Below are 24567 nucleotides of genomic sequence, written 5' to 3' on the forward strand. Positions count from 1 at the left end.
TCGCCTTCCCATGCCGGCACACGATCCGGCGCAAGCGTCATCAGAGGCGCTAGCCCCCCCACCCACTCCTGACGCCCCGCGCCATAAGGACGAATGACCTGTTTCGGCCCCAGCACCTCGATGCCCGGCAGCAGACCAAGGCCGGTGCGGGCCGCAAGACGTCGCGCGATGTCCGCACCCTCCTCGCTTTCCGGCAGGAGGACATGGCGTGGCGACAGCGCATCCATCACGGTGACGAGTTCCGCCACGCGCGCGTCAGGATCAGAACCACTGGAAAGCGGCACAAAGCGATCCGCCCCCGCCTGACCGAGCGATGCTTCATCGGCAGTCTCACCAACGACCACAACCGCGCCGCCTCCAGCATCCGCCAGCTTGCGGGCCGCGCCCAACACCTGACGATCCGCCCGATCGAGCCGACCATCAGGCAGGTCGGGCACAACAATGATGAAAAACTCCGGCAGCTCAACACGGATTTTCTTCACGACGGGCGCAGTGGAGGCAACACTTCCCGCCATCTGCCCGACAAGACCAGAGCGCACCAGACGCGTTCGTCCGTCCCGTCCCGTCGTCAGAAGCCGTTGCCTCTCCGCACGCGGATCACGCCGCAAACGACCGGAAGGCGACGTCATCGGCCCATCCAGCGTGGCGCTCATGTCGTAACGCAGCCGCCCGTTTCCCGGCACAAGACGGGACGCCCGTTCGGCGCGCGGGTCCCGACGGAGACGGATCACGCTCATGCGGGCACCACCGCTTCCAGCACGAGTTCGGCGATGTCCTTCACCTCGGGGCGTGGCTCCGGCACGCCCTCCAGCATGGCCGTGCACCCGGGGCATCCGACCGCGACAATCGCAGCGCCAACCTCAGCAGCCTGCCCCATGCGGATATCGGGAATACGCTGTTCGGCATCGACATCGCTGACCGGATTGCCACCGCCACCGCCGCAGCACATGGACTGCTTCCCGTGCCGCTCCATCTCGACCGTGGTCTTGCAAGCCGCCGCCAGCAGGCGACGCGGCGCATCGAATACGCCGTTGTAACGCCCGAGATAGCATGGGTCGTGATAGGCCACGGATGGCAGATCGCGCACATCAAGTTTCAGACGCCCGGCACTCACAAGTTCGTCGAGGAACGTCGTGTGATGCACCACTTCCCACTTGCCGCCGAGCGCGGGATATTCGTTTTTCAACACGTTCAGCGCGTGTGGATCGGCGGTGACAATCCGCTGGAAACGGCGGCTGTTCAGTGTGCCGATCACTTCCGTGGCCAGCCCCTGAAAGGTCGCTTCATCGCCCAGACGACGCGCCAGATCACCACAATCCAGTTCAGCCTCACCCAGAATGGCGAACTTCACACCTGCCAGACGCAGCAGCTTCACAAGCGCGCGTAGTGTGCGGGCGTAGCGCAGTTCATACGCGCCATCGCCCAGCCACAGCAGCACGTCTGTCTCATCGTTTTCGGTAAGAACAGGGACATTCTCGCCCGCCAGACCATCCGCATGAGCGGACAGCGGACGTCCCCCGGACTCGCCGGTGTCACGCAGGCGACGCAGTGCATCGGCTGCACCGGGACGTACCTCGCCCAGCATCAGCGTCTGGCCGCGCCGGAGATCGACGATGGCGTCCACATGCTCGATCATCATCGGGCATTGTTCGACGCACGAACGACAGGTGGTGCAGGCCCATAGCGTATCGGGGTGGATCATCGCGTCAGCGCCGATGATCGCGCTGGTCATGCTCCCCTTACCCGCCGTCGGCGGTGCGTGCGGCGCGGGCGAACCGGTATAGACGCTGGCGTTTTCACCGCGGGCAGACAGCGCCAGTCCCTGAATGAGCGCCTTCGGGTTCAGTCTCTGTCCAGCGGCGAAGGCGGGACAATGCTGTTCACAGCGTCCACATTCGATACATGCATCGAAAGATGCAAGGATATTCCACGCAAAATCACCGGGAACAAGCGCGCCAAGCGTAGGAGCCGCGAGATCCAGTGGGCGCAGATCGGTGCTACGACCGCCTCCGAACCGCTCCGGGCGCGAATGGGCCGCCAGCCATGTCACACCTGAGAACGCATGCCGCATCGGGCCGCGCGCCACCTGCACAACCAGCCCCGCGCCACCGGCAGCCATCAGGGCGAGCGGCACAAGTGCGACACCTGTTTTCCCCGGCATGGCAACATGCACCAGCGCGACAAGCGCACCCCCAAGATTCCACGCCAGCAGAGCATTCGGCAGCCAAAGAAATTTGCCGCCGGAGAGGTAGGAGGGCTTCTTCGGGTTACGGCGTTTCCACACCAGATACGTGCCGCCAATGGCCGTGACGAAGAACACCCCGACACCGCCCCAGTAGAGGCGGCTTTCACGAAGCGCAGGAATCACGCCAGCCGCGAGAGCCGCAGAGCCGGCCAGCGTTCCACCTGCAACCAGCGCATGCATCGGAGCCGCACCCTTGCGGCGCTCGACAGCATGGTGGACGTCCACAAGATAGCGCTGCGGCACGGCGGCAAGCCCGCGGATCATGTCCTTTGGGCTGGCTTTTCCTTTACGCCAACGCCGAACCATCGGCACAGCGGAGACTGCGAGCGCACCAGCCATGCCCCAGACCAATCCGGAAGCGAGGAGACCTGTCCTCCCGGCCACGCTCAGAAATCCTTGCAGAGACGGAGCGCGTCGTAGAGCGCCGCATGAATGTTGCGCCCGGCCACAGCGTCACCGATACGAAACAGGGCGTATTCCCCGCTTTTCAGTCCTTCGACAGCGGGCTGTGTCTGTCCCTGCAAAAGCGTTGGCAAATCGGTCTGGCCGTGATTGATGGAAGCCTCTTTCAGCTCCATGTAAAGCGCCTCTCGCGGCAATGTGCCGCACTCGACGATGACATGATCGACAAGGCGTTCTTCTTCCGTCTCCGTCATGGTGTTGCGCAGAACGGCAACCAGTCGGTTCCCCTCACGCGAAACCTCGCGCAACTCCATGTTGGGCGACATGACCACGCCGAGTTTATACATCTCCCGCAGATGGATCGGCTGGTTGGTTGTGCCGACATCCTGTGCGATCAGACGGTCATGTGTCGCCATCTCCACGAGGCATCCGCGCGTCGCCATGACTTCAGCGGCAGAAGCGGCATTGTGCTGGCCCATTTCATCAAACAGCAGAATACTGCCTGAAGGATTAACGGCACCGGAAAGCACATCCGCCGTGGTGTGAATGAGGTCAGCGCCTTCAAACTTACCGCGCCATGCACTGCCGCCGGTAGCGACAATGACAATATCCGGCTTTTCCAGACGCACCATTTCGGCGGTGGCCTCCGTGCCCGTTCGCACATCGACACCCAGTTTGCGTACCTGCCCGTCCAGCCAGCGCACGATCCCGGTCAGCGCCTCGCGCCATGTTGCTTTCGCAGCAAGATTGACCTGTCCGCCCGTCTCGTTCTCGCGCTCGAACAGCACGACACTATGACCACGCAGGGCGCAGACCCGTGCGGCTTCCAGACCCGCCACACCTCCGCCAATGATAGCGACCTTATGTTTCGTGCCCGTTGTCGGCTGAACGTCATGCGGCATGGTCGCTTCACGACCGGTCGCGGCGTTTTGCAGACAGAGCGCATCACCGCCAACATAGATCCGGTCGATGCAGTATCCAGCGCCAACGCACTGGCGGATATCATCGGCACGCCCTGCTGCCAGCTTGTTCACGATATGCGGGTCCGCGATATGGGCGCGCGTCATGGCGACCATATCGATATGACCTTCCGCAATGGCGCGCGCAGCGGTCGCAACGTCCATGATGCGCTGGGCGTGGAACACCGGCACATCGGTTTCACGCTTGATCGCGCTGGCGAGATGCAGAAACGGTGCGACGGGAAAGGACATGTTCGGCAGGCTGACAGCATGTGACATCTCGTCACGAGCCTGCCCACCCAGCACATTCACAAAATCCACCAGTCCACGTGACGCATATTCCGTGGCGATCGTCAGACAATCCTGCTGCGAAAGACCGTTTTTGAGCATTTCGTCGCCGGACATCCGCATGCCCACGACAAAGTCCTCGCCTACGGCCTCGCGGATGGCTTCCAACACTTCAATGCCGAAACGCATGCGATTTTCCAGCGAGCCACCATAAGCATCGACGCGATCGTTGACGGAAGGGCTCCAGAACTGGTCGAGCAGATGGCCATGCGCACCGGAAATTTCCAGGCCATCCAGCCCGCCCTTCTTGCAACGCACGGCCGCATCGGCAAAGGCCCTGACCACGCGACGGATGTCCTCGATCTCCATTTCCTTCGGCATGGAACGCGAAGCAGGCTCGCGTCGCGGTGACGGACCGATGACCGGCAGCCACGCATCGGTATCCCAGCGTGTGCGCCGCCCCATATGGGTGATCTGGATCATCAGCTTCGCGCCGTGTTCATGCACACGATCAGAAAACTGCTGGAAATAGGGAATCACACTGTCATCGACGACCGAAACCTGATTCCACGGCGTCGCGGGGCTATCATGATCAACCGAGGACGAACCACCAAACATGGTCAGGCCGATACCACCCTTCGCCTTTTCGGCGTGATAGAGCTGGTAACGCTCCTGCGGCTTGCCGTCCTTGCCATAGCCCGGTGCATGGCTTGTGCTCATAACCCGGTTGCGGATCACCATGTTTCTGATCCGCAGAGGCTTGAACAGGGCTTCGATATTGGAGCTCATGCACATGTGTCCATGGTTCGAGGCGGGGACGAAAGAATGGGAATAGCAGTGGCATTCCGACGACGCTCTTCCCGAGGTGGGCGACCAAAACGACTGCGGTAGGCCGAGCTGAAATGAGAACTGGAGACGAAACCACAGGCGGCACCAATATCGGTGATCGACATGGTGGTCTGTCTGAGAAGACGACGGGCGCGTTCCAGTCTCACCCCCACGAGATAAGCACCGGGCGTCTGGCCCGTATGACGTCGGAAAATCCGCTCAAGCTGACGCACTGACAGATGCGCTGCTTCAGCAATTTCCTCAATCCGCAAAGGACGATCGCTTTCACGCTCGATCAGACGCAGTGCGCGTGTCATCGCTTCTGGCGCACCCGGCGGCACAGGAACCGGCTGCTGCTCATCGCCAGCCCTGTCCCGTTCCAGAAGAAACTGGGTGGAAATCTCGCGCACACGCGCCACACCAAAACGCGAGGCAATGATCCGCAGCATCATGTCGAGTGGGGCAAGACCGCCTGTGCAAGTCAGACGGTTACGATCGATCACGAACAGATCGTCCGTTATGTCGATTTCTGGAAATTCTTCCCGAATGGAAGAAAGGTTCTCCCAGTGGACGGCACAGCGATAACCCCGCAACAGTCCCGCTTCAGCCAGCGCGAATGTTCCTGTGCATAGCGCGCCAAGCATGCCACTCCGTCGCGCCTGCTGTCGCAACCATGCCAGCAGCGGCGCGTCCGTGGCAGAACGCACGTCAACACCACCGCATATGAAAATGACGTCATAGGCAGTCGCGTTCTTTACGGAAACAGTCGGAGCCAGTGACAGCCCATTGCTGGAAGCAACAGGTTCACCATCCATCGACAGTACTGACCAGCTGTAAACCTCTTCCTCTGCAAGCTGGTTTGCCATGCGCAATCCCTCGATCGCATTGCTCACGGCAATCATCGAATAACTCGACAATGTCAGGAAGCCGAACCGGCGAAGAGAACTGAGATCGGGTGCAGCAGCCATTTCAGCGTTCGATCACCACATCGCTTGTGGGTTTGGAACAGCAGATCAGGATCATTCCCATATCGATCTCCCGCTGCCGGATACCACCGTCATGCTTCATCTCAACCGTGCCGGAAACCAGCTTGCATTTGCATGTGCCGCACAGACCTTTTCCACATGAAGCGGGAACACGCATCCCCTCCTCTCGCGCGGCAGAAAGAATGTTGGTCTTTTCGGCGCAGACAATTTCCCGACGACTTTTGGTGAAGGTGACCTTGTAGGTTTTCTCCCCCGCCTCAGGCGCCGCAAATGCGTCTTCAAGCTCACCCTGCATGAGAGTAGCGAAATCGAAACTCTCCTCATGATGACGCGTCATATCGAAACCACTGTCCGACAGGAGCGCACGGACCGCAGCCATATAAGGCTCAGGGCCACAGACGTAGACTTCCCGATCGAGAAAATCCGGTGCAACCAGTGAAAGCATCGGCGCCACAAGCCGTCCGCGCAATCCGGGCCACCGTCCTGCCGGCGTGTCGTCCTCGCAAATGGTAGCCGCCCGGAAAGCAGGCCACGCCTGCTCCATCAACGCCAGTTCGCGCGCAAAAATCAGATCGTCCGGACTACGCGCGCTATGCAGAAACACGACGTCTGCGTCACCACCGAGATCAAATAGGGTCCGTGACATGGACATCATCGGTGTGATGCCACTGCCTCCAGACAGAAACAGGAACTTTCTCGATGAACTCTCCGCACAGGTGAATTCACCTGCCGGACCTGTGACGCTCACCTCCATGCCTGGTCGCATGGTGTCATGCAACCAGTTGGAAACGGGCCCTCCCCGCACACGTTTGACAGTAATGGCCACCCGGTCAGGACGTGTTGGCGCGGAAGAGATCGTATAACTACGATTGATCTCTTCTCCACTGGGGCCACAAGGAAGAGAAAACGTCAAAAACTGACCGGGCTTGTAGGAAAACCGTCGTGGCTCGCGGCCAGAGAATACGAATGTTTTCACATCGTGTGTCTCTTCCCTCACCTGCCGACAGATGAGGGCATCATCCTCCTCTGGATTCCACAATGGAGCAGAAGCAAGCGCACCAATATCCAGAAGCCCGTTCCCTTCTGTCATGCCAGCGCCGCTTTCATGCGACCTGTGTACCAACTGGCAAATTTCTCAACCAGACCTTCCGTATATGGCGAATACGGTCCCGGTTCGAAGGAAGGATCTTCAGCTCCCTGTTGTGAGATCTTTACGAGATCAGCATCCTGCTGGTTCGTCGCCTGCCATACTTCCGTCAATCGCTGGAGATCATAATCGACGCCCTCAACAGCGTCCTTGTGAACTAGCCACTTGGTCCGCACCAGCGTATGCGAAGCATCAATTGGCAGCACCGAAAAGGTGACGATATGATCCCCCATGAAATGATGCCAGGAGTTCGGCTGCGTCCAGAAAGACAGACCACCCAGCGCCTTGTCCTTGAGACCACCCAGAGGAACCCGACAGGCTGCCGTCGTATCCAGCGTCTGACTTTCGCCTGATCGATCGATTGGCAGACGCTCAGTGCGGAAACCTGTCACCCGATCATCAAGATGCTCGACTTCACGTGATGGGATGCCTTCACTTTCCCAACGCACATGACAGGCGGAGGCTAGCTCGGAATACCGCTCCGCATCACGCTGCCCTTCTTCATCCAGTGTACCGGGCGCGTAACCAAAACCATAGGCAAACAAAGGGATTGTCAGTTCTGGATGATTTGGCGCGCAGTGATAACATTCGCGGTTGTTTTCCAGCGTCAGCTTCCAGTTACCATCCTCGATAAGATCGGATTCAAAAGCGATCCGCGTATTGCGAATGTCATGCGGCGCAAGATACGGCTCCATGATCCGGGCCATATCCTCAATGTCCTCCGGTGGCTCTTTCGCCAGACAGACAAACAGAAGACCAGCAATAGACCGAATGGCGACCTTTTTCAGGCCACGGCATTTCGGATCGAAATCTTCGCCCATATGCTCGGCGAACTTCAGATCTCCATCAAGCCCGTAAGTCCATGAATGATAAGGGCAGACGATGTTTCCGATCATCGCCTTTCCTTCCGGAATCATCCGCGCCCCACGATGACGACAGACATTATGGAACGCACGGATCTCGTTATCATCGTCACGGGTGATGAGCACGGAGGACTTGCCAATATTGACGACAACCACATCGCCCGGCTCAGCAATATCCGGTTCCACACCGACATAGATCCAGTGCCGCCCGAAGATATATTTCATGTCGGCGTCAAAAATCTCCGGGTCCGTATAGAACGGCGCTTCCAGAGCATATCCCGGCTTGCGTCGGGCGAGCAGTGTTTTGAGAGACTCTTTCACTTGACCAGACATGGCGGCATCCTTCCCGGCCCGACTCTGATTCGACACTCTCAGTATGACGCGTTCCTCAGGATTTAATTTCCATCCAGCGACATATTTTTATATCGAAACGACTTTGAGCAGGCAATCTTTATCCTGTCCTCAAAAGGGCGATATTTATCTGTCTGTATTTGTCTGAACGAATGAAATTCATATTTTACATGCGCTTAGCATTCCGGAAAACGGACAGCGAGGCCGCCGAGGGATGTTTCCTTGTAGCGGCTGCTCATATCTTTTCCGGTTTCGTGCATTGTCTTGATCACGTCATCGAGAGAAACATGGTGCGAACCGTCTCCCCGCATGGCCAGAGAGGCCGCGTTGATCGCCTTGATCGCTCCAAAGGCGTTGCGTTCGATGCACGGAATCTGCACGAGACCGCCGACAGGATCGCATGTCATCCCAAGATGATGCTCCATGCCGATCTCGGCTGCATTCTCGACCTGCGCGGCCCCCGCGCCCAATGCGGCGGATAACCCGGCGGCCGCCATGGAGCAGGCAACACCCACCTCACCCTGACATCCGACTTCTGCTCCGGAAATCGAAGCATTGCGCTTGAACAGACCGCCAATCGCCACTGCCGTCAGAATGAAATTCCGTTCGCCTTCCCGAGAAGCCCCTGGACTGTAATCGCGATAATACCTGAGCACAGCAGGAACAACGCCCGCCGCGCCATTGGTCGGCGCGGTGACGATGCGCCCACCCGCCGCATTCTCCTCGTTCACCGCAATAGCGAACAGACTCACCCAGTCCATGATTTCATGCGCCGTGCGCACATTGCGGAACCGGTCAGCTTCCAGCCGATCACGGATGGCCGGAGCACGCCGTTTCACGCCAAGACGACCGGGCAGTACGCCTTCTGTCCTCATGCCATTGTCGACACACAGCATCATGACATCAATGATACGATCCACATACGCCAGCACTTCCCCCGTCGAACGGAGGGCGCTTTCATTGGCCAGAACGAGTTCGGGAATACTCAGCCCGCTCCGCCGTGTCATCGACAGAAGCTGTGCCCCTGTCCGGAAATCAAACGGCACATCCACACTCTGCGGCACAGTTTCGGCATTTTTGTCTTCGGGCACGACAAAGCCACCGCCGATGGAACAGTATCGTCGGATCAGGATGGCTTTTCCGTTGCCGTCCACCGCCAAAAACTGAAGGGTGTTCGGATGGACTGGCGGGATGGTTTCCTTATCAAAAATAATGTCCTGCGCGGGATCAAATGTAAAAATACATCCACACGGTCCCAGTTCATGCTCATCGTGCGCACGCTTCAACACTCTATCTGCGTCGACCGGCTCAAGCGTGTCCGGATGCAGGCCACCCAGCCCGAGAATGACAGCCCGATCCGTGGCATGTCCCACACCGGTCCATGCCAGCGAACCGTAAAGTGTCACCCTTACATGAATGGGATGCGTCGCATCAGCGGCAAGCAGCGCCAGTTCACTCACGAACTCCGCTGCCGCTTTCATGGGGCCGACCGTATGAGAAGAGGAAGGACCAATGCCAATCTTGAAGATTTCAAAAACACTGATCATGCTGGACTTTCCGATACCCTGTTGCGGTGCCTGTCAGGACATCCGCAGGAAGTACTGCATCCAGCCTCTTCCTTGGGTCTCCGTCCTTTCCAAGACGAATATTTGAAAACAACTTCAAGCCTCACAAAAACAACTTGAGGCTCAGGACAAATAAATGCGCCCTACCCCTGCCCGCTTTCGGAAAAACAGGCAGGAGTAAACCATCACCAGGCCGCGTCGAGCGCCGCCGCATCCATCATGGACGACATATAGGGCCCGAAGGAACGCCATACTTCCAGATGGAACGTGTCCGTACCCGTCCGCCAGACCATGCCATCAGCCTTGCCAAACAGCGTGCGCGTGACCATCCCGACCGGAAAGGACCGCTCCCGTATGTCCAGCGGACTCAATGCTGCCAGCGTATCACGCAGCTTTTCACCTTCCAGTGTCCAGCCGATCTGGCGCTCAGAAACCTCCACCAGACTGTTCGGCACAGTGCCGAGATAGGTGGTGACGGCTTCAGGCAGTCCGGCGTCACCCGTGATGATGAACAGTTCCTGTGGCGCGAGGCGGAGCAGCGTGCAGTCACCCGCAGCAGCACTCGCCAGCATGCCCGGAGCCTCGGACAGACCGAAGGCCTTGGCCGCGCCTTCCAGCGTGTCCTTGCGCCCCTGAAGGGCGAAACGACGCCCTCCCTTGAATGGCGTGGCCGTGAACCCGGCGCGGGAGACAGCCAGTGAGTTGGAAACAGAGACGTCAGACATTGAGGCGGGCTCCTTCCGCGTCATAAAACACCGGACTGGTGACGGTGACCGGGATCACCTTGTCTTCCATCGGCACGTAGAGGGTCTCCCCCATGCGGGCACGCCCACCGGACACCATGGCGAGAGCGATGGACCGGCCCAGCGTGGCGCTGTGATAGGACGAGGTAACATGCCCGATCTTGTTCATCGGGATGACCTCGTTCGGGCTGGCGACAAGCTGCGCCCCCTCTTCCAGCACTTCCTGCGGCGCTTGCGTGTAGAGGCCGACAAGCTGGTAGCGGTCTGGGTCCTGCATTGCCGGAAGAGCCAGCGAGCGTTTGCCCACAAAGTCCTTCTTCAGCTTGCTGACCGCCCAGCCACAACCGGCGTCAGCCGGCGTCGCCGTGCCGTCGGTTTCCTGCCCGACGATGATGTAGCCTTTCTCGGCGCGCAGGACGTGCATCGTCTCCGTGCCATAAGGCGTCATATCGTAAGGCTTGCCCGCCTCCCAGATACGCTCCCACACTTCCAGCGCACAGCTCGGCGGCACGTTCACCTCAAAGCCAAGCTCACCGGAGAAGCTGACGCGGAACAGGCGCATCGGAATACCGCCGATGGTGCCTTCCACGACGCTCATATGCGGCATGGTCGCATGCGAGATGTCCAGCCCGTCCACGAGCGGCGCGAGAACCTCGCGTGCCTTTGGTCCCTGCACCGCGATGACCGCCCACTCTTCCGAGGTGGATGTCAGCCAGACATCAAGATCCTGCCATTCGGTCTGGAGATAATCCTCCATCATGGTCAGAACGCCAGCCGCACCGCCCGTCGTGGTGGTGACGTGGAAGCGATCTTTAGCAATGCGACCGACAACACCGTCATCATAGACGAAGCCGTTTTCGCGACACATCAGACCGTAGCGGCATTTGCCGACACCCAGCTTGGTCCAGCCGTTGACATACATCCGGTTCATGAACTCGGCGGCGTCAGGTCCGACAACCTCGATCTTGCCCAGCGTGGTGGCGTCAAAGATACCAACGCTCTTGCGGACAGCAAGACATTCGCGGGCTACGGCGGCGTCCATGTCCTCACCCGGCTGCGGAAAGTAGCGGGCGCGACGCCACAGGCTGACATCCTCGAAGACAGCGCCCTTGCTGCGTGCCCAGGGGTCGATCGGCGTGCGACGATCGGGATCGAACAGGTTGCCCCGCTCATGGCCGCTGAAAGCACCGAACGTCACCGGCGTGTAAGGCGCACGGAACGTGGTGAGACCGATCTGCTGCTTCGGACGACCCAGCGCGCTGGAGGCAATTCCGAGCGCGTTCAGGTTCGAGGTCTTGCCCTGATCGGTCGCCATGCCGGTCGTCGTGTAGCGCTTGATGTGCTCGATCGAACGGAAGCCTTCGCGCACGGCAAGTTTCACGTCCTTGGCCGTCACGTCGTTCTGGTAATCGACGAACGCCATGGCCATCAGGCCCTTGCCGCGACGCGGTAGCGCGCCAGTGAAACCACCACGACCGATGGCGTCACTCGTCACTTCCCACAGAGGAAGATCGACTTCGCCGTCAAAGCCTGCGTCTTTCGCCGCTGCGACACCGGCCTTCATACCATCAGCCAGCACTTCGCCAAGATCGTAGATGCCACGGCAGGAACCGGTCGAACGCTCAGCCTGCGCGGAATCACCGGGCAGATAGGTGTCGAGTTCGGCGTTGTAGACCACCTTGCCCTTGGACTGGGAGAACAGGTGCAGGCTCGGCGTCCAGCCACCCGCCATGAGCAGCAGGTCGCAACTGTAGTTCTTGCCCTCACCCACATCGCCGCCCGGCAGAACCGGAGCCAGTTCGACGCTGTGAATACGCTGCGAACCATGAGCGCGCTGGACCGTGCTGTTGGTCAGCACAGTGATGCCCGCGGCCTTAGCCTTGCGGAACAGTTCGGAGTCAGGCTTCGGGCGAATATCGACGATGGCAGCGATTTTCACACCCGCTTCAAGCAGATCGAGCGCCACGCGATAGGCGCTGTCATCCGCCGTGGCGATCACGGCCCGACGACCACAGGCCACGCCATACCGGTTGAGGTAAGTCTGCGCCGCGCTGGCGAGCATGACACCCGGACGATCATTACCCTCGAACACCAGAGGACGTTCGATCGCACCGGATGCGATGACCACCTGTTTTGCACGCACCTGCCACAGACGCTCGCGCGGTGTGGCCGGGTTCGGCGTGCTCAGATGGTCCGTCAGACGCTCGTTGAGCGCGACCATGTTGTGCGGGCCGTAATTGAACACCGTGGTACGGGTAAACATCCGCACGTTGGGCATTTTCTTCAGTTCAGCGACCGTTCGCTCCACCCACTCGGAAGCAGGCAGACCGTCGATGCGGGACGCACGATCAAACAGCAGACTGCCACCGAATTCCGCCGTCTCGTCGGCGAGCATCACTTCCGCGCCTGCTTTCGCGGCCGTCAGAGCCGCCGCCAGACCAGCCGGGCCGCCACCGGCCACCAGCACGTCGCAGAACGTATACTGGAAGGCGTAGTGATCCGGATCAGGCGCGGTCGGTGCCACACCCAGTCCGGCCGAACGACGGATGATCGGCTCATAAACCTTGGTCCAGAAATTCCGGGGCCACATAAAGGTCTTGTAGTAGAAGCCTGACGGAATCAGTGGCGAGGCGAGATTGTTCACTGCACCCATGTCGAACTGTAGACATGGGAAGCGGTTCTGGCTCTGCGCCGTCAGACCATCGTAAACCTCGACCTGTGTCGCCACGAGGTTCGGCGTCTGCAAGGCTGGACCGGAACCGACAGCCACGACGGCATTCGGCTCATCGGAACCGGCGGAGATAGGGCCACGCGGACGGTGATATTTGAAGGACCGGCCCATCAAATGAACGCCGTTCGCCAGCAGGGCCGAAGCGAGCGTATCGCCCTCGAACCCTTCAAAGCTGCGGCCATCAAACGTGAAGCGCACAGGGCGGCGCGTGTTGACGCGACCGCGACCGGGAACGCGGGCAGAAGCTCGGGACAAGCTACTCATCGTGCAGCCTCCGCAGCCTGTTCCGGAGTGACTTCCGGACGAGGCTGTCCGATTTCATAGGTGACAACGAAACGATCCGTCCGCGTATCACGGATGGCGTTGAAGAAGCGGTTACAGCCATGAGCATGACGCCACCGCTCGGCGATCAGCCCCTTCGGGTTGTCACGCATGTAGAGAAACTGAGCCCATTCCTCATCGGTCAGGCTCATCGGGTCGCGGGGACGGTCGATATGAGCCTCGCCCCCGTTGGAAAATTCGACTTCGGCTCGTTCCCCGCAATACGGGCAGCGGATCAGCAGCATGATGCACTCGCTCCTCGGAGCAGACCGGATGTGAAAACTCGTGCCGTTATCGGCGATGATTTCTGAAGCATGAGGCGACACACCATCTCAGTGCGCCACCGCCGCTGCCGCCGCTTCGTCGATCATCACGCCGTCACGGAAACGCTCGATGGTGAAGGGCGCGTTGATCGGATGCGGCTCGTTCTTCGCGATGGTCCAGGCAAACAGGTTTGCCGCACCCGGCGTCGCCTTGAAGCCGCCGGTTCCCCAACCGCAGTTGACGTAAAGCCCCGGCACAGAGGTCTTCGCCGTGATCGGCGAGCGGTCCGGAGTGTTGTCCGTGATGCCACCCCACGAACGCATCATGCGCAGACGGCGGAACATCGGGAACAGCTCGCAGATCGCCGCCAGCGTTTCGGCCGGAATATGCAGCCCGCCGCGCTGGGTATAGGACACATAGGAATCCGTTCCCGCGCCGATCACCATCTCGCCTTTGTCAGACTGACTGATATAGGCGTGAATGGTGTTGGACATGACGATGGTCGGGAAGGCAGGCTTCACTGGCTCGGAAACAAGGGCCTGAAGCGGATTGCTCTGCAAGGGCAGACGGATGCCCGCCATTTCCAGAACGACCGAACTGTGACCGGCCGCTGAGACAGCAACCTTCTTCGCGTTAACCGTGCCCTTCGTGGTCTCGACGCCGGTAACAGCACCATCCGGACCACGATTGATGCCGGTCACTTCGCAATTCTCGATGATATCCACGCCCATGTCGCTGGCGGCGCGGGCAAAGCCCCATGCCACAGCATCATGACGGGCCGTGCCGGCGCGACGCTGAAGCGAGGCGCCGAGGACCGGATAACGGATATTCGGCGAGATGTTCAGCGGCGGACAGAATTCCTTCGCCTCTTCCGCCGACAGCCACTCATTGTCGATTCCGTTCAGGCGATTGGCATGAACATGACGCTTGAACACCTGCACGTCATGCACGGTGTGCGCCACCATCAGGCATCCGCGCTGACTGAACATGACGTTATAGTTCAGTTCCTGCGAGAGATTTTCCCACAGTTTCAGCGAATGCTCGTAATAGGAGGAGCTTTCGTCGAACAGGTAATTCGAGCGAATGATGGTGGTGTTACGGGCGGTGTTGCCACCCGCCAGCCAGCCACGCTCGATCACGGCGATATTGCGCAGCCCGTGCTGTTTGGCGAGGTAATACGCCGCGCCGAGGCCGTGGCCGCCGCCACCGACGATAACAATATCATAAGCCTTCTTTGGCTGCTCGACGGAGCGCCATTGCGGCTTCCAGCCCAGATGGCCACCGAGAGCCTTTCTGGCCAGGGAAAGAGCAGAAAATCGTTCCATATCCGTCCCGCATCACAACAGGTTCATGAGGCGAGCATGCGCCCCGAAATCAGGGGACGCTATTCCGGATCAGACGGCTTTCTTGAATATATCCGACACGATGAAAAAATTCATGAAAACCGTCATGCATTCCAGAAGATTGCATGGAAGAATCACTTCATTTCTGAACATGCGCCTCTCCCTCATCAACATTCAATTTCAAGAGAAACCTGTCCTGACATGCCATTTTCAAAAGAGGAATTTTGCACAAACAGCGGGAGCATTCAGATACAAAAAATGCGTCCCCAAAAGGGACGCACTCAAAAAATATTCTAGAAACGTCAGAGGATACGTGTTCAATCTCACCAATCAGGGATAAAACCGAAATACACTCCGTTCCCTAAAAACCTTACTGAGCAAGATAGGCCTTTACGGCCGGAAGCGCGGGAGCTCCATCCAATGTCGTCACCCCATCAAGCCATTTCTCCACGACCTCCGGATGCGCCTTCATCCATTCTTTGGTGACTTGTGCAGGCTTGCCGTGCTTCTCAGCAATTGTTGTCATCATTTCGTTTTCAGACTCAATGGTGAACGTCAGTTGCTTCAGAAGACGCGCAACATTCGGACATTTCGTCGCATAACCGGCCGCCACATCCGTCATGACTTCCGCCGTAGCCCCAAACTGCTTCTCTCCCCCAACAAGATACGTCAGGTGGAAACGCATGTTCATCGGATGCGGCTCCCAAGCGAGAAAGACAATCGGCTTCTGCGAAGAAACAGCCCGCGCAACCTGAGAGAGCATTCCCTGTTCGCTGCTCTCATTCAGACGAAATGTGCCAAGATTGAAATCATTATTTTTGATCATATCAAGGATGATCTTGTTTCCATCATTCCCTGACTCAATACCATAAATCGTATTGTGCAGCTTGGAGGACCAGGCGGCCAGATCACTGAAAGTCTTCAGCCCTTCTTTTGCAACGTAATCCGGCACACCCAGCGAATAACGTGCACCGGTCAAAGATGCCCCCAGTCTTTCGACTTTTCCGCGCTTCAGATAAGGGTCCGCATAGGACGAACCGGAAGGCTCCCAGTCACTGAGAAAAACATCCAACTGATGATTTTCAAGTGACAGATAGGCCACCGACAATGTCACCATGGTCAGCTTCGTTTTATAACCCATGCCTTCAAGAAGATTTGTCGCAACGCCATTGGTCACTGCCGCATCGGACCAGCCGACATCACCAAATCTCACCAACTGACATTCCGCAGGATCTGCCGCGTGCGCAGAAAAGGCTCCAAAACTAAGGGAAAGGCCGAGAAGAGAACCAAGCAGTTTTTTCTTCATGTCATCCACATCCTTTTCTGCCGGGTGGCTCACGGTCCGACATCATGCCATTTTACAAATCAGGCCATTAAAACCATGCTTTTCTGCATCATGCCGCGCGGTGAATACCCGTAATGGCGGCGATCATGTCCTGATCATCGCACAGACCAACAATCTGTCCAGCATCCGTTATGAGCACCGGCATTCCGCTTTTCTGCCGTAACACAGCAACAGTATTGAGCGAAGCCGATGACGGCACACAGTAAACATGCCCCGCCGCCACCTCGAACGCATCGACATCGTCAATCTCCGCGTTTTCCATCGCTACCTCCAGTCCATTGGACGCACGAATGGTCGCTGTCTGGGGTTTGAAGACATACTGACCGGAAACATCAAGAAAAATGCCACCATCATCACAATGACGGCACTCATCCATCGGCCTCATCACACTAGCTGCATTCAGCAATGGGAGAGGATTCATATGGCGCACAAAATCACGGACATAATCATTCACCGGAGAGGAGATGATTTCCTGCGGTGACCCTGCCTGAATAATGCGCCCCTCACGCATGATCGCAATGTTACTGCCAATCCGAAGTGCTTCGTCAATATCGTGACTGACAAACAGAATCGTCTTTTTCAAACGCTTCTGCAAATCGAGCAGTTCATCCTGCAACTTGCGACGAATGAGCGGATCAAGTGCAGAAAAAGGCTCATCCATCAAAAGGATATCGGCATCCGTTGCAAATGCACGGGCAAGCCCCACACGCTGCTGCATCCCGCCCGAAAGTTCCGACACATAGGAGTTGGCCCACCGCGTCAAACCGACAAGTTCAAGCTTTTCGTCCGCAATCTCACGACGAACTGAGGGGGAAGAGCCACGCAGTTCAAGTCCAAACGCCACATTTTCACGAACTGTCCGCCAGGGAAGCAGCCCAAACTGCTGGAACACCATCGTAACCCGTGTGCGTCGCATATCGCGCAACGTGTCGTCATCACAGTTGGCAATATCAACGTAAGCCGAGCCGTTTCCAACTTCGACACGCCCCCGCGTAACACGATTAAGACGATTGGCCGCACGAAGAAGTGTCGATTTTCCAGAGCCGGAAAGCCCCATAAGAACGCTGATTTCACCACGATGGATTTCAAGATTGGCGTTCGCCACACCAACTGTCACACCCAGTTCGGTCGCGATCTGTTCGCGCGTGCCACCTTCATCCAGACGCTTGACGGCCTGATCCAGTGCAGTCTGGGAATTATGGCGATGAAAGAGAATATCGACATTTCGGAACGCCAGAGCCGCACTGCCATCACGAGAAACTGTTACAGAATCACTCATCGTTCCAGTTCCTTTCAATGGGCTTTATGACGGCACAGGCGGTCGAGAATGATTGCGAGCAGCACAATCGCGAGACCGGATTCAAACCCCGTATCGATCTGGACCGTATTCAGGGCACGCACCACAGGCACGCCAAGACCACCTGCACCCACAAGCGCTGCGATGACCACCATCGAAAGACTGAGCATGATGCACTGGCTCAATCCCTCACGAATCATCGGCAATGCCGCAGGGATTTCCACTTTCCAGAGCTTCTGCCGCGGCGTCGCACCGAACGCATCTCCTGCTTCCAGCAGAGAGCGCGGAACAGAGGAAATACCAAGCTGCGTCATGCGGATCGGTGCGGGAATGGCAAACACCACTGTGGAGATCGTCCCCGGCACAGTGCCAAGGCCAAACAGGATGAGCGTCGGAATCAGATAAACAAATGTTGGCAAGGTCTGCATTAGATCAAGAACCGGATGCAGCACCCGCGCCAGCCACGGGCGATGCGCAGACGCGATGCCGATCGGCACACCGATCAGCATACAGGTAAAGGTCGAGAAAAAGATGAGCGACAAGGTCGCCATCGTATCCTGCCAGTAACCCTGGTTGATGATGAACAGGAGACCGGCCGCCACCAGCACACATGGAGCAATGGCGCGCTTCCAGAACCACACGGCTACCGTCAGAAGCGCCACAAACAGGACAGAAGGCACGGAGAGCAGGAGGTTGGTGAAACCATCGGCCGTCGAACCGATGGCATCACTGACAACATTGAAAAAGCCCTGACAGTGATCTCGGATCCAGTCGACGGCATCAGAAGCTGCAGTACCGACGGGGATTTTATGGGAGGTGATCCAGTCTTCAACGCTGTTCATTGCTCTCGCTTCACGATCTGCTGATTCCGAGCCTGGCCAAGGCGATCAGTTAGGCCTCAGTGAACACTCAAACTTTCTCGAGACCCAATCCTACGGCGCGGCCTGCGCTAAGGCCGCCGTCGCCATCTTCAATTCGATCTCGCAACATGTCCAGTAAATGCTGCGCCTCCCCGGCGATGACCTTCATAAAGATGATCAGACACACAACGCAGCACGGAACCATAAACTTCCATCGCCATATCATTGCGAGTCTGGAATAGATAAGAATTGATTTTTTCCGACATCCGATTGGATAGAGACGCCCTTATTTCACCTAAAAAATTCAGTTCATTTTGAATAGGCAGATAACAGCCCAATCTTCCAAGAAAATTTTGATTTTTACAGAGATTCCAGAAATATAATGGATATTGACTCCACCCATATTCATCTGGACAAATACATTATGTTTCGACATACGAACGTATTTGAATAAGCATTCAACACGACCATCCGGAGTCAAAGATGCAGCCACCCACCGCTTCCGCGCATCCGAAACTGGATGATGATCGACGCCGCAATTTCCTCTCCGCAACCATGTCCATTCTTGCAGAACATGGATACGTCGGAGCAACACTCGCGCGTATCGCCGAACGGGCGGACGTCTCTCCCAGCCTGCTCGTGCATTACTTTGGTGACAAGGATACCCTTCTGGCCACCGCTTTCTGGGTTCTCTCAGAAACGCTGCGCAAGGAACTGGTCACACAGCTCGCCCGCGCCCATAACCCGCGCGAGCGTTTGCAGGCCGTAATCGATTCCTTTCTTGCCCGTGATCAGTTCCGACAGGAAGAAGGCGCAACCTGGCTCTCATTCTGGGGACAGGTGCCTTATGTGCCAACCCTCAAGAGAATCCAGCGCGTCTATCAGAAGCGCATACTGTCCAATCTCTGCCACGACCTCCGGATGCTCCTGCCCCAAAGGGATGTGCTTCCTCTCGCCCGCTCCATTGCGGCGCTGATTGATGGGACATGGCTCCGGGCCGCGCTTTCCGAATGGGCTGAAGCTGACAGCACAACTGCCCGCGCACAGGTTACGGCTTTCCTCGACAGCCAACTCGCGCTCTATAAAGATACCCTTCCCGCCCCCCAGATTTCTCCGGGGCGCCGTGAAGTCTGCACAAACTGGATCAATGGACGCCCTACCTCCGGCAGCGGTGAATATTTTCAGACGATCAACCCGGCGACAGGCGACGTGCTCGCTGACGTGCAGATAGCGGGCGAGGCGGAACATAAGGCCGCCGTGGAAAGTGCCAAACAGGGCCAGAAGATCTGGGCACGCATGACCGGCACCGAGCGCGGTCGTATCCTACGCAAGGCTGCCGATCTTCTCCGCCGTGACAACGACATGCTTGCCCGCATCGAAACGCTCGACACGGGCAAGCCGATTGCCGAGACAGCCGCCGTGGACATTCTCTCCGGTGCGGATGCCCTCGAATATTTCGGCTCCGTCGCCTGCGCCATCAATGGCGAGGCGATGGATCTTGGCGAACAGGCCTTCGCCTATACCCGCCGCGAACCCCTTGGCGTAACGGCGGGCATCGGCGCATGGAATTACCCGATCCAGATCGCCTGCTGGAAGTCTGCTCCCGCGCTGGCCTGCGGTAACGCGATGATCTTCAAAAGCTCCGAAATGACGCCGCTGACATCGGTACGACTGGCCGAGATCTACCGAGAAGCGGGCTTACCGGACGGTGTCTTCAATGTGCTGCACGGCGCGGGCGATGTGGGTCGACGCCTGTGCGCCGATCCCGATATTCGCAAGGTCAGCCTCACAGGTTCCGTTCCCACGGGCAAGGCGGTGATGCGTGAAGCATCCAACACGCTGAAATATGTCACACTGGAGTTGGGGGGGAAATCTCCGCTTATCATCTTTGACGATGCAGACGTGGACAATGCCGTGTCCGCCGCGCTGCTCGGCAACTTCTACTCGGGTGGCGAAATCTGCTCGAACGGAACGCGTGTTTTCGTGCAGTCCGGCATTCGTGACAGATTCCTTGCCGAACTGAAGCGACGTGTCGAAGCGATGAAAATCGGCGATCCACTGGCGACGGATACGGATGTCGGGGCGCTCATCAGCGTGCCCCATCTGGAAAAGGTCATGGCCTATGTAGAGAGCGGCGTGGCCGAAGGAGCGCAGATTCTGACCGGTGGGCATCGCCTCACAGAGGGTGCATTCGGCAAGGGCGCGTTCATGCAGCCGACCATTTTTACCGGCTGTCATGACGACATGAAGATTGCGCGCGAGGAAATCTTCGGTCCTGTGATGACTGTTCTCGATTTCCGGGACGAGGATGAGGTCATTGCCCGCGCCAATGCAACGGAATTCGGACTGGCGGCAGGCGTGTTCACAAACAATCTCGCACGCGGCCATCGCATCGTCGCAGCTCTGGAAGCGGGCACCTGCTGGATCAACCAGTACAACATCACGCCGATCGAAATGCCGTTCGGTGGTTACAAGCAGTCCGGTCTGGGTCGTGAAAACAGTCAAGCTGCTCTGGAACATTACACACAGATCAAGAGCGTCTATGTGGCGCTCGGCAATGTCGAATCCCCCTACTGAGGAGGCAGGCCGTGGAACAGGAATTTGATTATATCGTCGTCGGGGCCGGGTCTGCCGGATGCGTGCTGGCCAACCGCCTGACGGAAGACGGCAAGGACACTGTGCTGCTGCTGGAGTTCGGTGGCAGCGACAAATCGATCATCGTGCAGATGCCGACTGCGCTGGCGATGCCGATGCATTCCAAACGCTTCAACTGGTTTTACGAAAGTGAGCCGGAACCTTATCTTGGTGGCAGGCGTATGTTCACGCCGCGCGGCAAGGGGCTTGGTGGATCTTCTTCCATTAACGGCATGGTGTATGTGCGCGGCAATGCGCTCGACTTTGAGGACTGGGTGAAGGAAGGCGCGACCGGCTGGTCCTATGCCGACGTTCTGCCCTATTTCAAAAAAGCCGAGTCCTGCAAAGAAGGTGACGACACCTATCGTGGTCGGACAGGTCCGTTGCACACCCAGTATGGCACGGTGGATAATCCACTCCATTCAGCATGGCTGAAAGCCGGTTATCAGGCCGGATATCCGGTCACGCATGATTATAACGGCTATCAGCAGGAAGGCTTCGACAAGATGAGCATGACCGTCAAGGACGGTCGGCGCTGGAACACGGCGAATGCCTATTTGCGCCCGGTCATGCATCGGAAAAATCTTGAGGTGCACCAGCAGGCCCGCGCGACAAAGATCCTGTTTGAAGGCAAGCGTGCTGTTGGTATTGCCTACACACGTGCAGGTAAGGAATGTATCGCACGGGCCCGGAAGGAAGTGATCCTTTCCGGCGGTTCGATCAATTCTCCGCAGCTTCTGCTTCTTTCCGGAATCGGACCCGCTGAACAACTGAAGACTCTCGGAATTCCGGTGATCGCGGATCGTCCGGGTGTCGGTGAGAACTTGCAGGATCATCTGGAGTTCTATTTCCAGATCGCCTGCAAGAAACCGATCACCCTCTACTCCGCCATGAGTCCGCTGGCGAAGCTGAAGATCGGCCTGCGCTGGATTCTGCGGAAAGACGGTCTGGGCGCCACGAACCATTTCGAAAGCTGTGGTTTCATCCGTAGCAAGGCGGGTGTGCCCTATCCTGACATCCAGTTCCATTTCCTGCCATTGGCTGTCACCTATGACGGCAAGGGGTTGGCATCCGGCCACGGCTATCAGGCGCATGTCGGTCCGATGCGTTCGAAGAGTCGGGGTCATGTGCGTCTGAAATCGGCAAATCCAGAGGACAAACCGAAGATACTCTTTAACTATCTGAGCCATCCGGATGACTGGGAGGAGATGCGCGCCTGCGTTCGCCTGACCCGCGAACTGTTCAATCAGGAAGCGTTCCAGCCTTTCCACGGTCATGAACTGCAACCCGGTGAGGATTGCACGTCCGACGAGCAGATTGACGAATTCATCCGTCAGAAGGTGGAAAGCGCACTTCACCCCTCCTGCACCTGCAAGATAGGCTCACTCGACGACCCCATGGCGGTTGTCGATCCGGAAACGCGCGTGATTGGCGTGGAAGGACTGCGCGTGGTGGATTCCTCCATCATGCCGCGTGTCACCAATGGCAATCTGAACGCGCCGACGACGATGATCGCGGAAAAAGCTGCCGATCACATCCGTAACCGGCCTATGCTGCCGCCGTCGCATGCGCCGTATTACGTCGCGCCACACTGGGGGACCCGGCAGCGTTGAGATGCCGGAGTATAAAACGGGAAATCCGATTTCATGTCAGTGACGATTGAAACTCTTACCGGAGAACGCCTTCTTTCGGTTGTCCCTGATCTCGCGCGGCTGCGGATCACGATCTTCCGGGAATGGCCTTATCTCTACGATGGGAACCTCGCCTACGAGGAAGAGTATCTGCACGCCTACATGCAGAGCCCCGGCACAGCGGTTGTCGTGGCAAAGGACGGCGACAGGGTCGTTGGAGCTTCGACCTGTCTCCCGCTGAAAGATGAGATGGCGTGCATCCGTGCACCCTTTGAAGAACGCGGCCTATCCACGGACGATTTCTTCTATTTCGGAGAATCCGTTCTGCTGGAATCCTATCGTGGACAGGGTATCGGTGTGCGGTTTTTTGAGGAGCGCGAGCGTCACGCGCGCTCCGCAAGTAACGCGCCGTTTGCCGTATTCTGTGCCGTTCGTCGCTGGAAAACCGATCCCCGTCGGCCAGAAAACGCAAAATCACTTGAGGATTTCTGGATAAAACGTGGCTTTTCTCCCCTTCCCGGTGTCTTCTGTCATCTGGGCTGGAAGGAACCGGGCGTCCCCGGACAACGAGACCATTTACTCGATTTTCATATCAAGTCACTCAAGGGCGCCCCGATCCCCGAGGCGCTCCTCCAACAGGATCAGGACGAGGATTGATGAGCACACCCCTCCGACTAGGTGTTCTGGCTTGGGAAGTCGCGAAAATCGGCTCGCTGGAAGAGTATGCCATCCATCTCGACGGGCTGGTGGCCGAGGGCACCAAGCAGGCCGACCTACTGCTGATGCCGGAATATTCCTGCATGGAAGCAGCAGCAGCCGTCACGAAAGAGCCAGATCCCTCCGCTGAACTGGATGCGATGTGCGAGCATAGTGACGCCATTCTTGCCATCATGTGTACAGCCGCGAAAAAGCATTCGGTCTGGCTGATGCCGGGAACATTGCCCCGTCCGGAAGCAACAGGCGTGCGCAATCGTGCGCCACTGATCGCGCCGGATGGCTCCGTGGCGTTTCAGGACAAGCACGTCATGACGCGGTTTGAGAACGAATCATGGGGGGTGAAAGCAGGCAATCCACCCGGCGTGTTCGAAACACCCTGGGGACTGATTGGAACCTCCGTCTGTTATGACTCCGAATTTCCGATGCTGGCGCGGGCGCAGGTCGAAGCAGGCGCGTGGCTCATTCTTGTGCCGACCTGCACGGATTCCATGCACGGTTTCAACCGCGTGAAGATTTCCGCACAGGCGCGGGCGCTGGAAAACCAGTGCTTTGTGGCAGTTTCACCCACTGTTGGCGATGCGCCATGGCTGGCCACACTGGATGAGAATCACGGCTGCGCGGGTGTTTATGGTCCAGTTGATAGAGGCTTCCCCGATGACGGCGTCATTGCGGAAGGAAAACTCGACAAGGGTGGCTGGACTTTTGCCACGCTTTCACCGGACACACTGGCCGAAGTGCGGGAAAACGGCGCCGTCCGCAACTGCCGGGACTGGCCAACAGTCGTGCCCCCAGCAGGAAAGAACGCTTTTTCGGAAGCATGATGATTACCGCGCTTCCGGGCAAGACGACGTCGTAAATATGAAAGTATCGAATGGCGCGTTGATCTTATGTTTGGGCGAAATGATGCACGTCCAAGAGCGGCATCCCATTCTCCGACTTGCGAACTCCAGTTTAAGGCACGGCAAAGATCATGACCACGGATAGTTTGAAAAGTTTTTTCCGTTCTTCATTGGGTGAGGTTGACGCTGAGGTTGCGTCGGCGATTGC

Annotated in this window: 17 protein-coding genes and 1 pseudogene; 4 read left to right on the top strand and 14 right to left on the bottom strand. The window is 57.9% G+C overall.

Annotated features, from left to right (window positions below; translation table 11 throughout):
- The 14 genes and pseudogenes from ABF824_RS09910 to choW form a co-directional block, all read right to left on the bottom strand.
- Positions 1–737: pseudogene (locus ABF824_RS09910) on the bottom strand (electron transfer flavoprotein subunit alpha/FixB family protein); the annotation flags it as partial.
- Entirely contained in the window at positions 734–2629 is a 1896-nt protein-coding gene (locus tag ABF824_RS09915) for a DUF3483 domain-containing protein (RefSeq protein WP_415488522.1), read from the bottom strand. The gene ABF824_RS09915 and the pseudogene ABF824_RS09910, both read right to left, overlap by 4 nt.
- 2 nt (positions 2630–2631) lie before the next feature.
- Complete coding sequence (locus tag ABF824_RS09920; RefSeq protein ID WP_415488524.1) at positions 2632–4683, bottom strand: FAD-dependent oxidoreductase; 2052 nt, start codon at positions 4681–4683, stop codon at positions 2632–2634.
- Positions 4680–5690: a GlxA family transcriptional regulator gene (locus ABF824_RS09925; protein WP_415488526.1), complete on the bottom strand. Its 1011-nt coding sequence runs from the start codon at positions 5688–5690 to the stop codon at positions 4680–4682. Before ABF824_RS09925 ends, ABF824_RS09920 begins: the two co-directional genes overlap by 4 nt.
- A 1-nt stretch (position 5691) precedes the next feature.
- On the bottom strand, positions 5692–6798 hold the full coding sequence (locus ABF824_RS09930) for a 2Fe-2S iron-sulfur cluster-binding protein (protein ID WP_415488528.1): 1107 nt from the start codon (positions 6796–6798) through the stop codon (positions 5692–5694).
- Positions 6795–8051: an aromatic ring-hydroxylating oxygenase subunit alpha gene (locus ABF824_RS09935; RefSeq protein ID WP_415488530.1), complete on the bottom strand. Its 1257-nt coding sequence runs from the start codon at positions 8049–8051 to the stop codon at positions 6795–6797. The genes ABF824_RS09930 and ABF824_RS09935 overlap by 4 nt, the downstream gene beginning before the upstream one ends.
- 194 nt (positions 8052–8245) lie before the next feature.
- The gene (locus ABF824_RS09940) at positions 8246–9616 is read right to left on the bottom strand and encodes an L-serine ammonia-lyase (protein ID WP_415488532.1); all 1371 of its coding nucleotides are present in this window, start codon (positions 9614–9616) and stop codon (positions 8246–8248) included.
- A 203-nt stretch (positions 9617–9819) separates the two neighbouring features.
- A complete protein-coding gene (locus ABF824_RS09945; protein WP_415488534.1) occupies positions 9820–10359 on the bottom strand; it encodes a sarcosine oxidase subunit gamma in 540 nt (179 codons plus the stop codon).
- Complete coding sequence (locus ABF824_RS09950; RefSeq protein WP_415488536.1) at positions 10352–13372, bottom strand: sarcosine oxidase subunit alpha family protein; 3021 nt, start codon at positions 13370–13372, stop codon at positions 10352–10354. The genes ABF824_RS09945 and ABF824_RS09950 overlap by 8 nt, the downstream gene beginning before the upstream one ends.
- Positions 13369–13674 carry a sarcosine oxidase subunit delta gene (locus ABF824_RS09955; protein ID WP_173573932.1) on the bottom strand — a complete coding sequence of 102 codons (306 nt, stop codon included), beginning with the start codon at positions 13672–13674 and terminating at the stop codon, positions 13369–13371. The genes ABF824_RS09950 and ABF824_RS09955 overlap by 4 nt, the downstream gene beginning before the upstream one ends.
- Before the next feature lie 87 nt (positions 13675–13761).
- The gene (locus ABF824_RS09960; protein ID WP_415488538.1) at positions 13762–15018 is read right to left on the bottom strand and encodes a sarcosine oxidase subunit beta family protein; all 1257 of its coding nucleotides are present in this window, start codon (positions 15016–15018) and stop codon (positions 13762–13764) included.
- Positions 15019–15406: 388 nt separating this feature from the next.
- Positions 15407–16342, bottom strand: a complete 936-nt coding sequence (choX, locus tag ABF824_RS09965; RefSeq protein WP_415488540.1) for a choline ABC transporter substrate-binding protein — start codon at positions 16340–16342, stop codon at positions 15407–15409.
- A gap of 88 nt (positions 16343–16430) precedes the next feature.
- Positions 16431–17660 carry a choline ABC transporter ATP-binding protein gene (gene choV, locus ABF824_RS09970; RefSeq protein ID WP_415488542.1) on the bottom strand — a complete coding sequence of 410 codons (1230 nt, stop codon included), beginning with the start codon at positions 17658–17660 and terminating at the stop codon, positions 16431–16433.
- 14 nt (positions 17661–17674) lie between these two features.
- A complete protein-coding gene (gene choW / locus ABF824_RS09975) occupies positions 17675–18520 on the bottom strand; it encodes a choline ABC transporter permease subunit (RefSeq protein ID WP_415488544.1) in 846 nt (281 codons plus the stop codon).
- Positions 18521–19021: 501 nt separating this feature from the next.
- Here choW and betB point away from each other — a divergent pair.
- Genes betB through ABF824_RS09995 form a run of 4 tightly spaced genes read left to right on the top strand, consistent with a single transcriptional unit; the run spans position 19022 to position 24341 of the window.
- Complete coding sequence (gene betB, locus ABF824_RS09980; protein ID WP_415488546.1) at positions 19022–21115, top strand: betaine-aldehyde dehydrogenase; 2094 nt, start codon at positions 19022–19024, stop codon at positions 21113–21115.
- A gap of 11 nt (positions 21116–21126) precedes the next feature.
- A complete protein-coding gene (gene betA, locus ABF824_RS09985) occupies positions 21127–22785 on the top strand; it encodes a choline dehydrogenase (RefSeq protein ID WP_415488548.1) in 1659 nt (552 codons plus the stop codon).
- A gap of 33 nt (positions 22786–22818) precedes the next feature.
- Positions 22819–23460, top strand: a complete 642-nt coding sequence (locus tag ABF824_RS09990) for a GNAT family N-acetyltransferase (protein ID WP_415488550.1) — start codon at positions 22819–22821, stop codon at positions 23458–23460.
- On the top strand, positions 23460–24341 hold the full coding sequence (locus ABF824_RS09995; protein ID WP_415488552.1) for a carbon-nitrogen hydrolase family protein: 882 nt from the start codon (positions 23460–23462) through the stop codon (positions 24339–24341). Before ABF824_RS09990 ends, ABF824_RS09995 begins: the two co-directional genes overlap by 1 nt.
- Positions 24342–24567 lie beyond the last annotated feature (226 nt).

It is taken from the genome of Acetobacter sp., assembly GCF_047721705.1.
GTDB lineage: Bacteria > Pseudomonadota > Alphaproteobacteria > Acetobacterales > Acetobacteraceae > Acetobacter.

Excerpts from the sequence above, each read along its gene's own strand:
- ABF824_RS09920 (WP_415488524.1), bottom strand. The coding sequence starts at position 4,683 with ATGAGCTCCAATATCGAAGCCCTGTTCAAGCCTCTGCGGATCAGAAAC.
- ABF824_RS09925 (WP_415488526.1), bottom strand. The coding sequence starts at position 5,690 with ATGGCTGCTGCACCCGATCTCAGTTCTCTTCGCCGGTTCGGCTTCCTG.
- ABF824_RS09930 (WP_415488528.1), bottom strand. The coding sequence starts at position 6,798 with ATGACAGAAGGGAACGGGCTTCTGGATATTGGTGCGCTTGCTTCTGCT.
- ABF824_RS09935 (WP_415488530.1), bottom strand. The coding sequence starts at position 8,051 with ATGTCTGGTCAAGTGAAAGAGTCTCTCAAAACACTGCTCGCCCGACGC.
- ABF824_RS09940 (WP_415488532.1), bottom strand. The coding sequence starts at position 9,616 with ATGATCAGTGTTTTTGAAATCTTCAAGATTGGCATTGGTCCTTCCTCT.
- ABF824_RS09945 (WP_415488534.1), bottom strand. The coding sequence starts at position 10,359 with ATGTCTGACGTCTCTGTTTCCAACTCACTGGCTGTCTCCCGCGCCGGG.
- ABF824_RS09950 (WP_415488536.1), bottom strand. The coding sequence starts at position 13,372 with ATGAGTAGCTTGTCCCGAGCTTCTGCCCGCGTTCCCGGTCGCGGTCGC.
- ABF824_RS09955 (WP_173573932.1), bottom strand. The coding sequence starts at position 13,674 with ATGCTGCTGATCCGCTGCCCGTATTGCGGGGAACGAGCCGAAGTCGAA.
- ABF824_RS09960 (WP_415488538.1), bottom strand. The coding sequence starts at position 15,018 with ATGGAACGATTTTCTGCTCTTTCCCTGGCCAGAAAGGCTCTCGGTGGC.
- choX (WP_415488540.1), bottom strand. The coding sequence starts at position 16,342 with ATGAAGAAAAAACTGCTTGGTTCTCTTCTCGGCCTTTCCCTTAGTTTT.
- choV (WP_415488542.1), bottom strand. The coding sequence starts at position 17,660 with ATGAGTGATTCTGTAACAGTTTCTCGTGATGGCAGTGCGGCTCTGGCG.
- choW (WP_415488544.1), bottom strand. The coding sequence starts at position 18,520 with ATGAACAGCGTTGAAGACTGGATCACCTCCCATAAAATCCCCGTCGGT.
- betB (WP_415488546.1), top strand. The coding sequence starts at position 19,022 with ATGCAGCCACCCACCGCTTCCGCGCATCCGAAACTGGATGATGATCGA.
- ABF824_RS09990 (WP_415488550.1), top strand. The coding sequence starts at position 22,819 with ATGTCAGTGACGATTGAAACTCTTACCGGAGAACGCCTTCTTTCGGTT.
- ABF824_RS09995 (WP_415488552.1), top strand. The coding sequence starts at position 23,460 with ATGAGCACACCCCTCCGACTAGGTGTTCTGGCTTGGGAAGTCGCGAAA.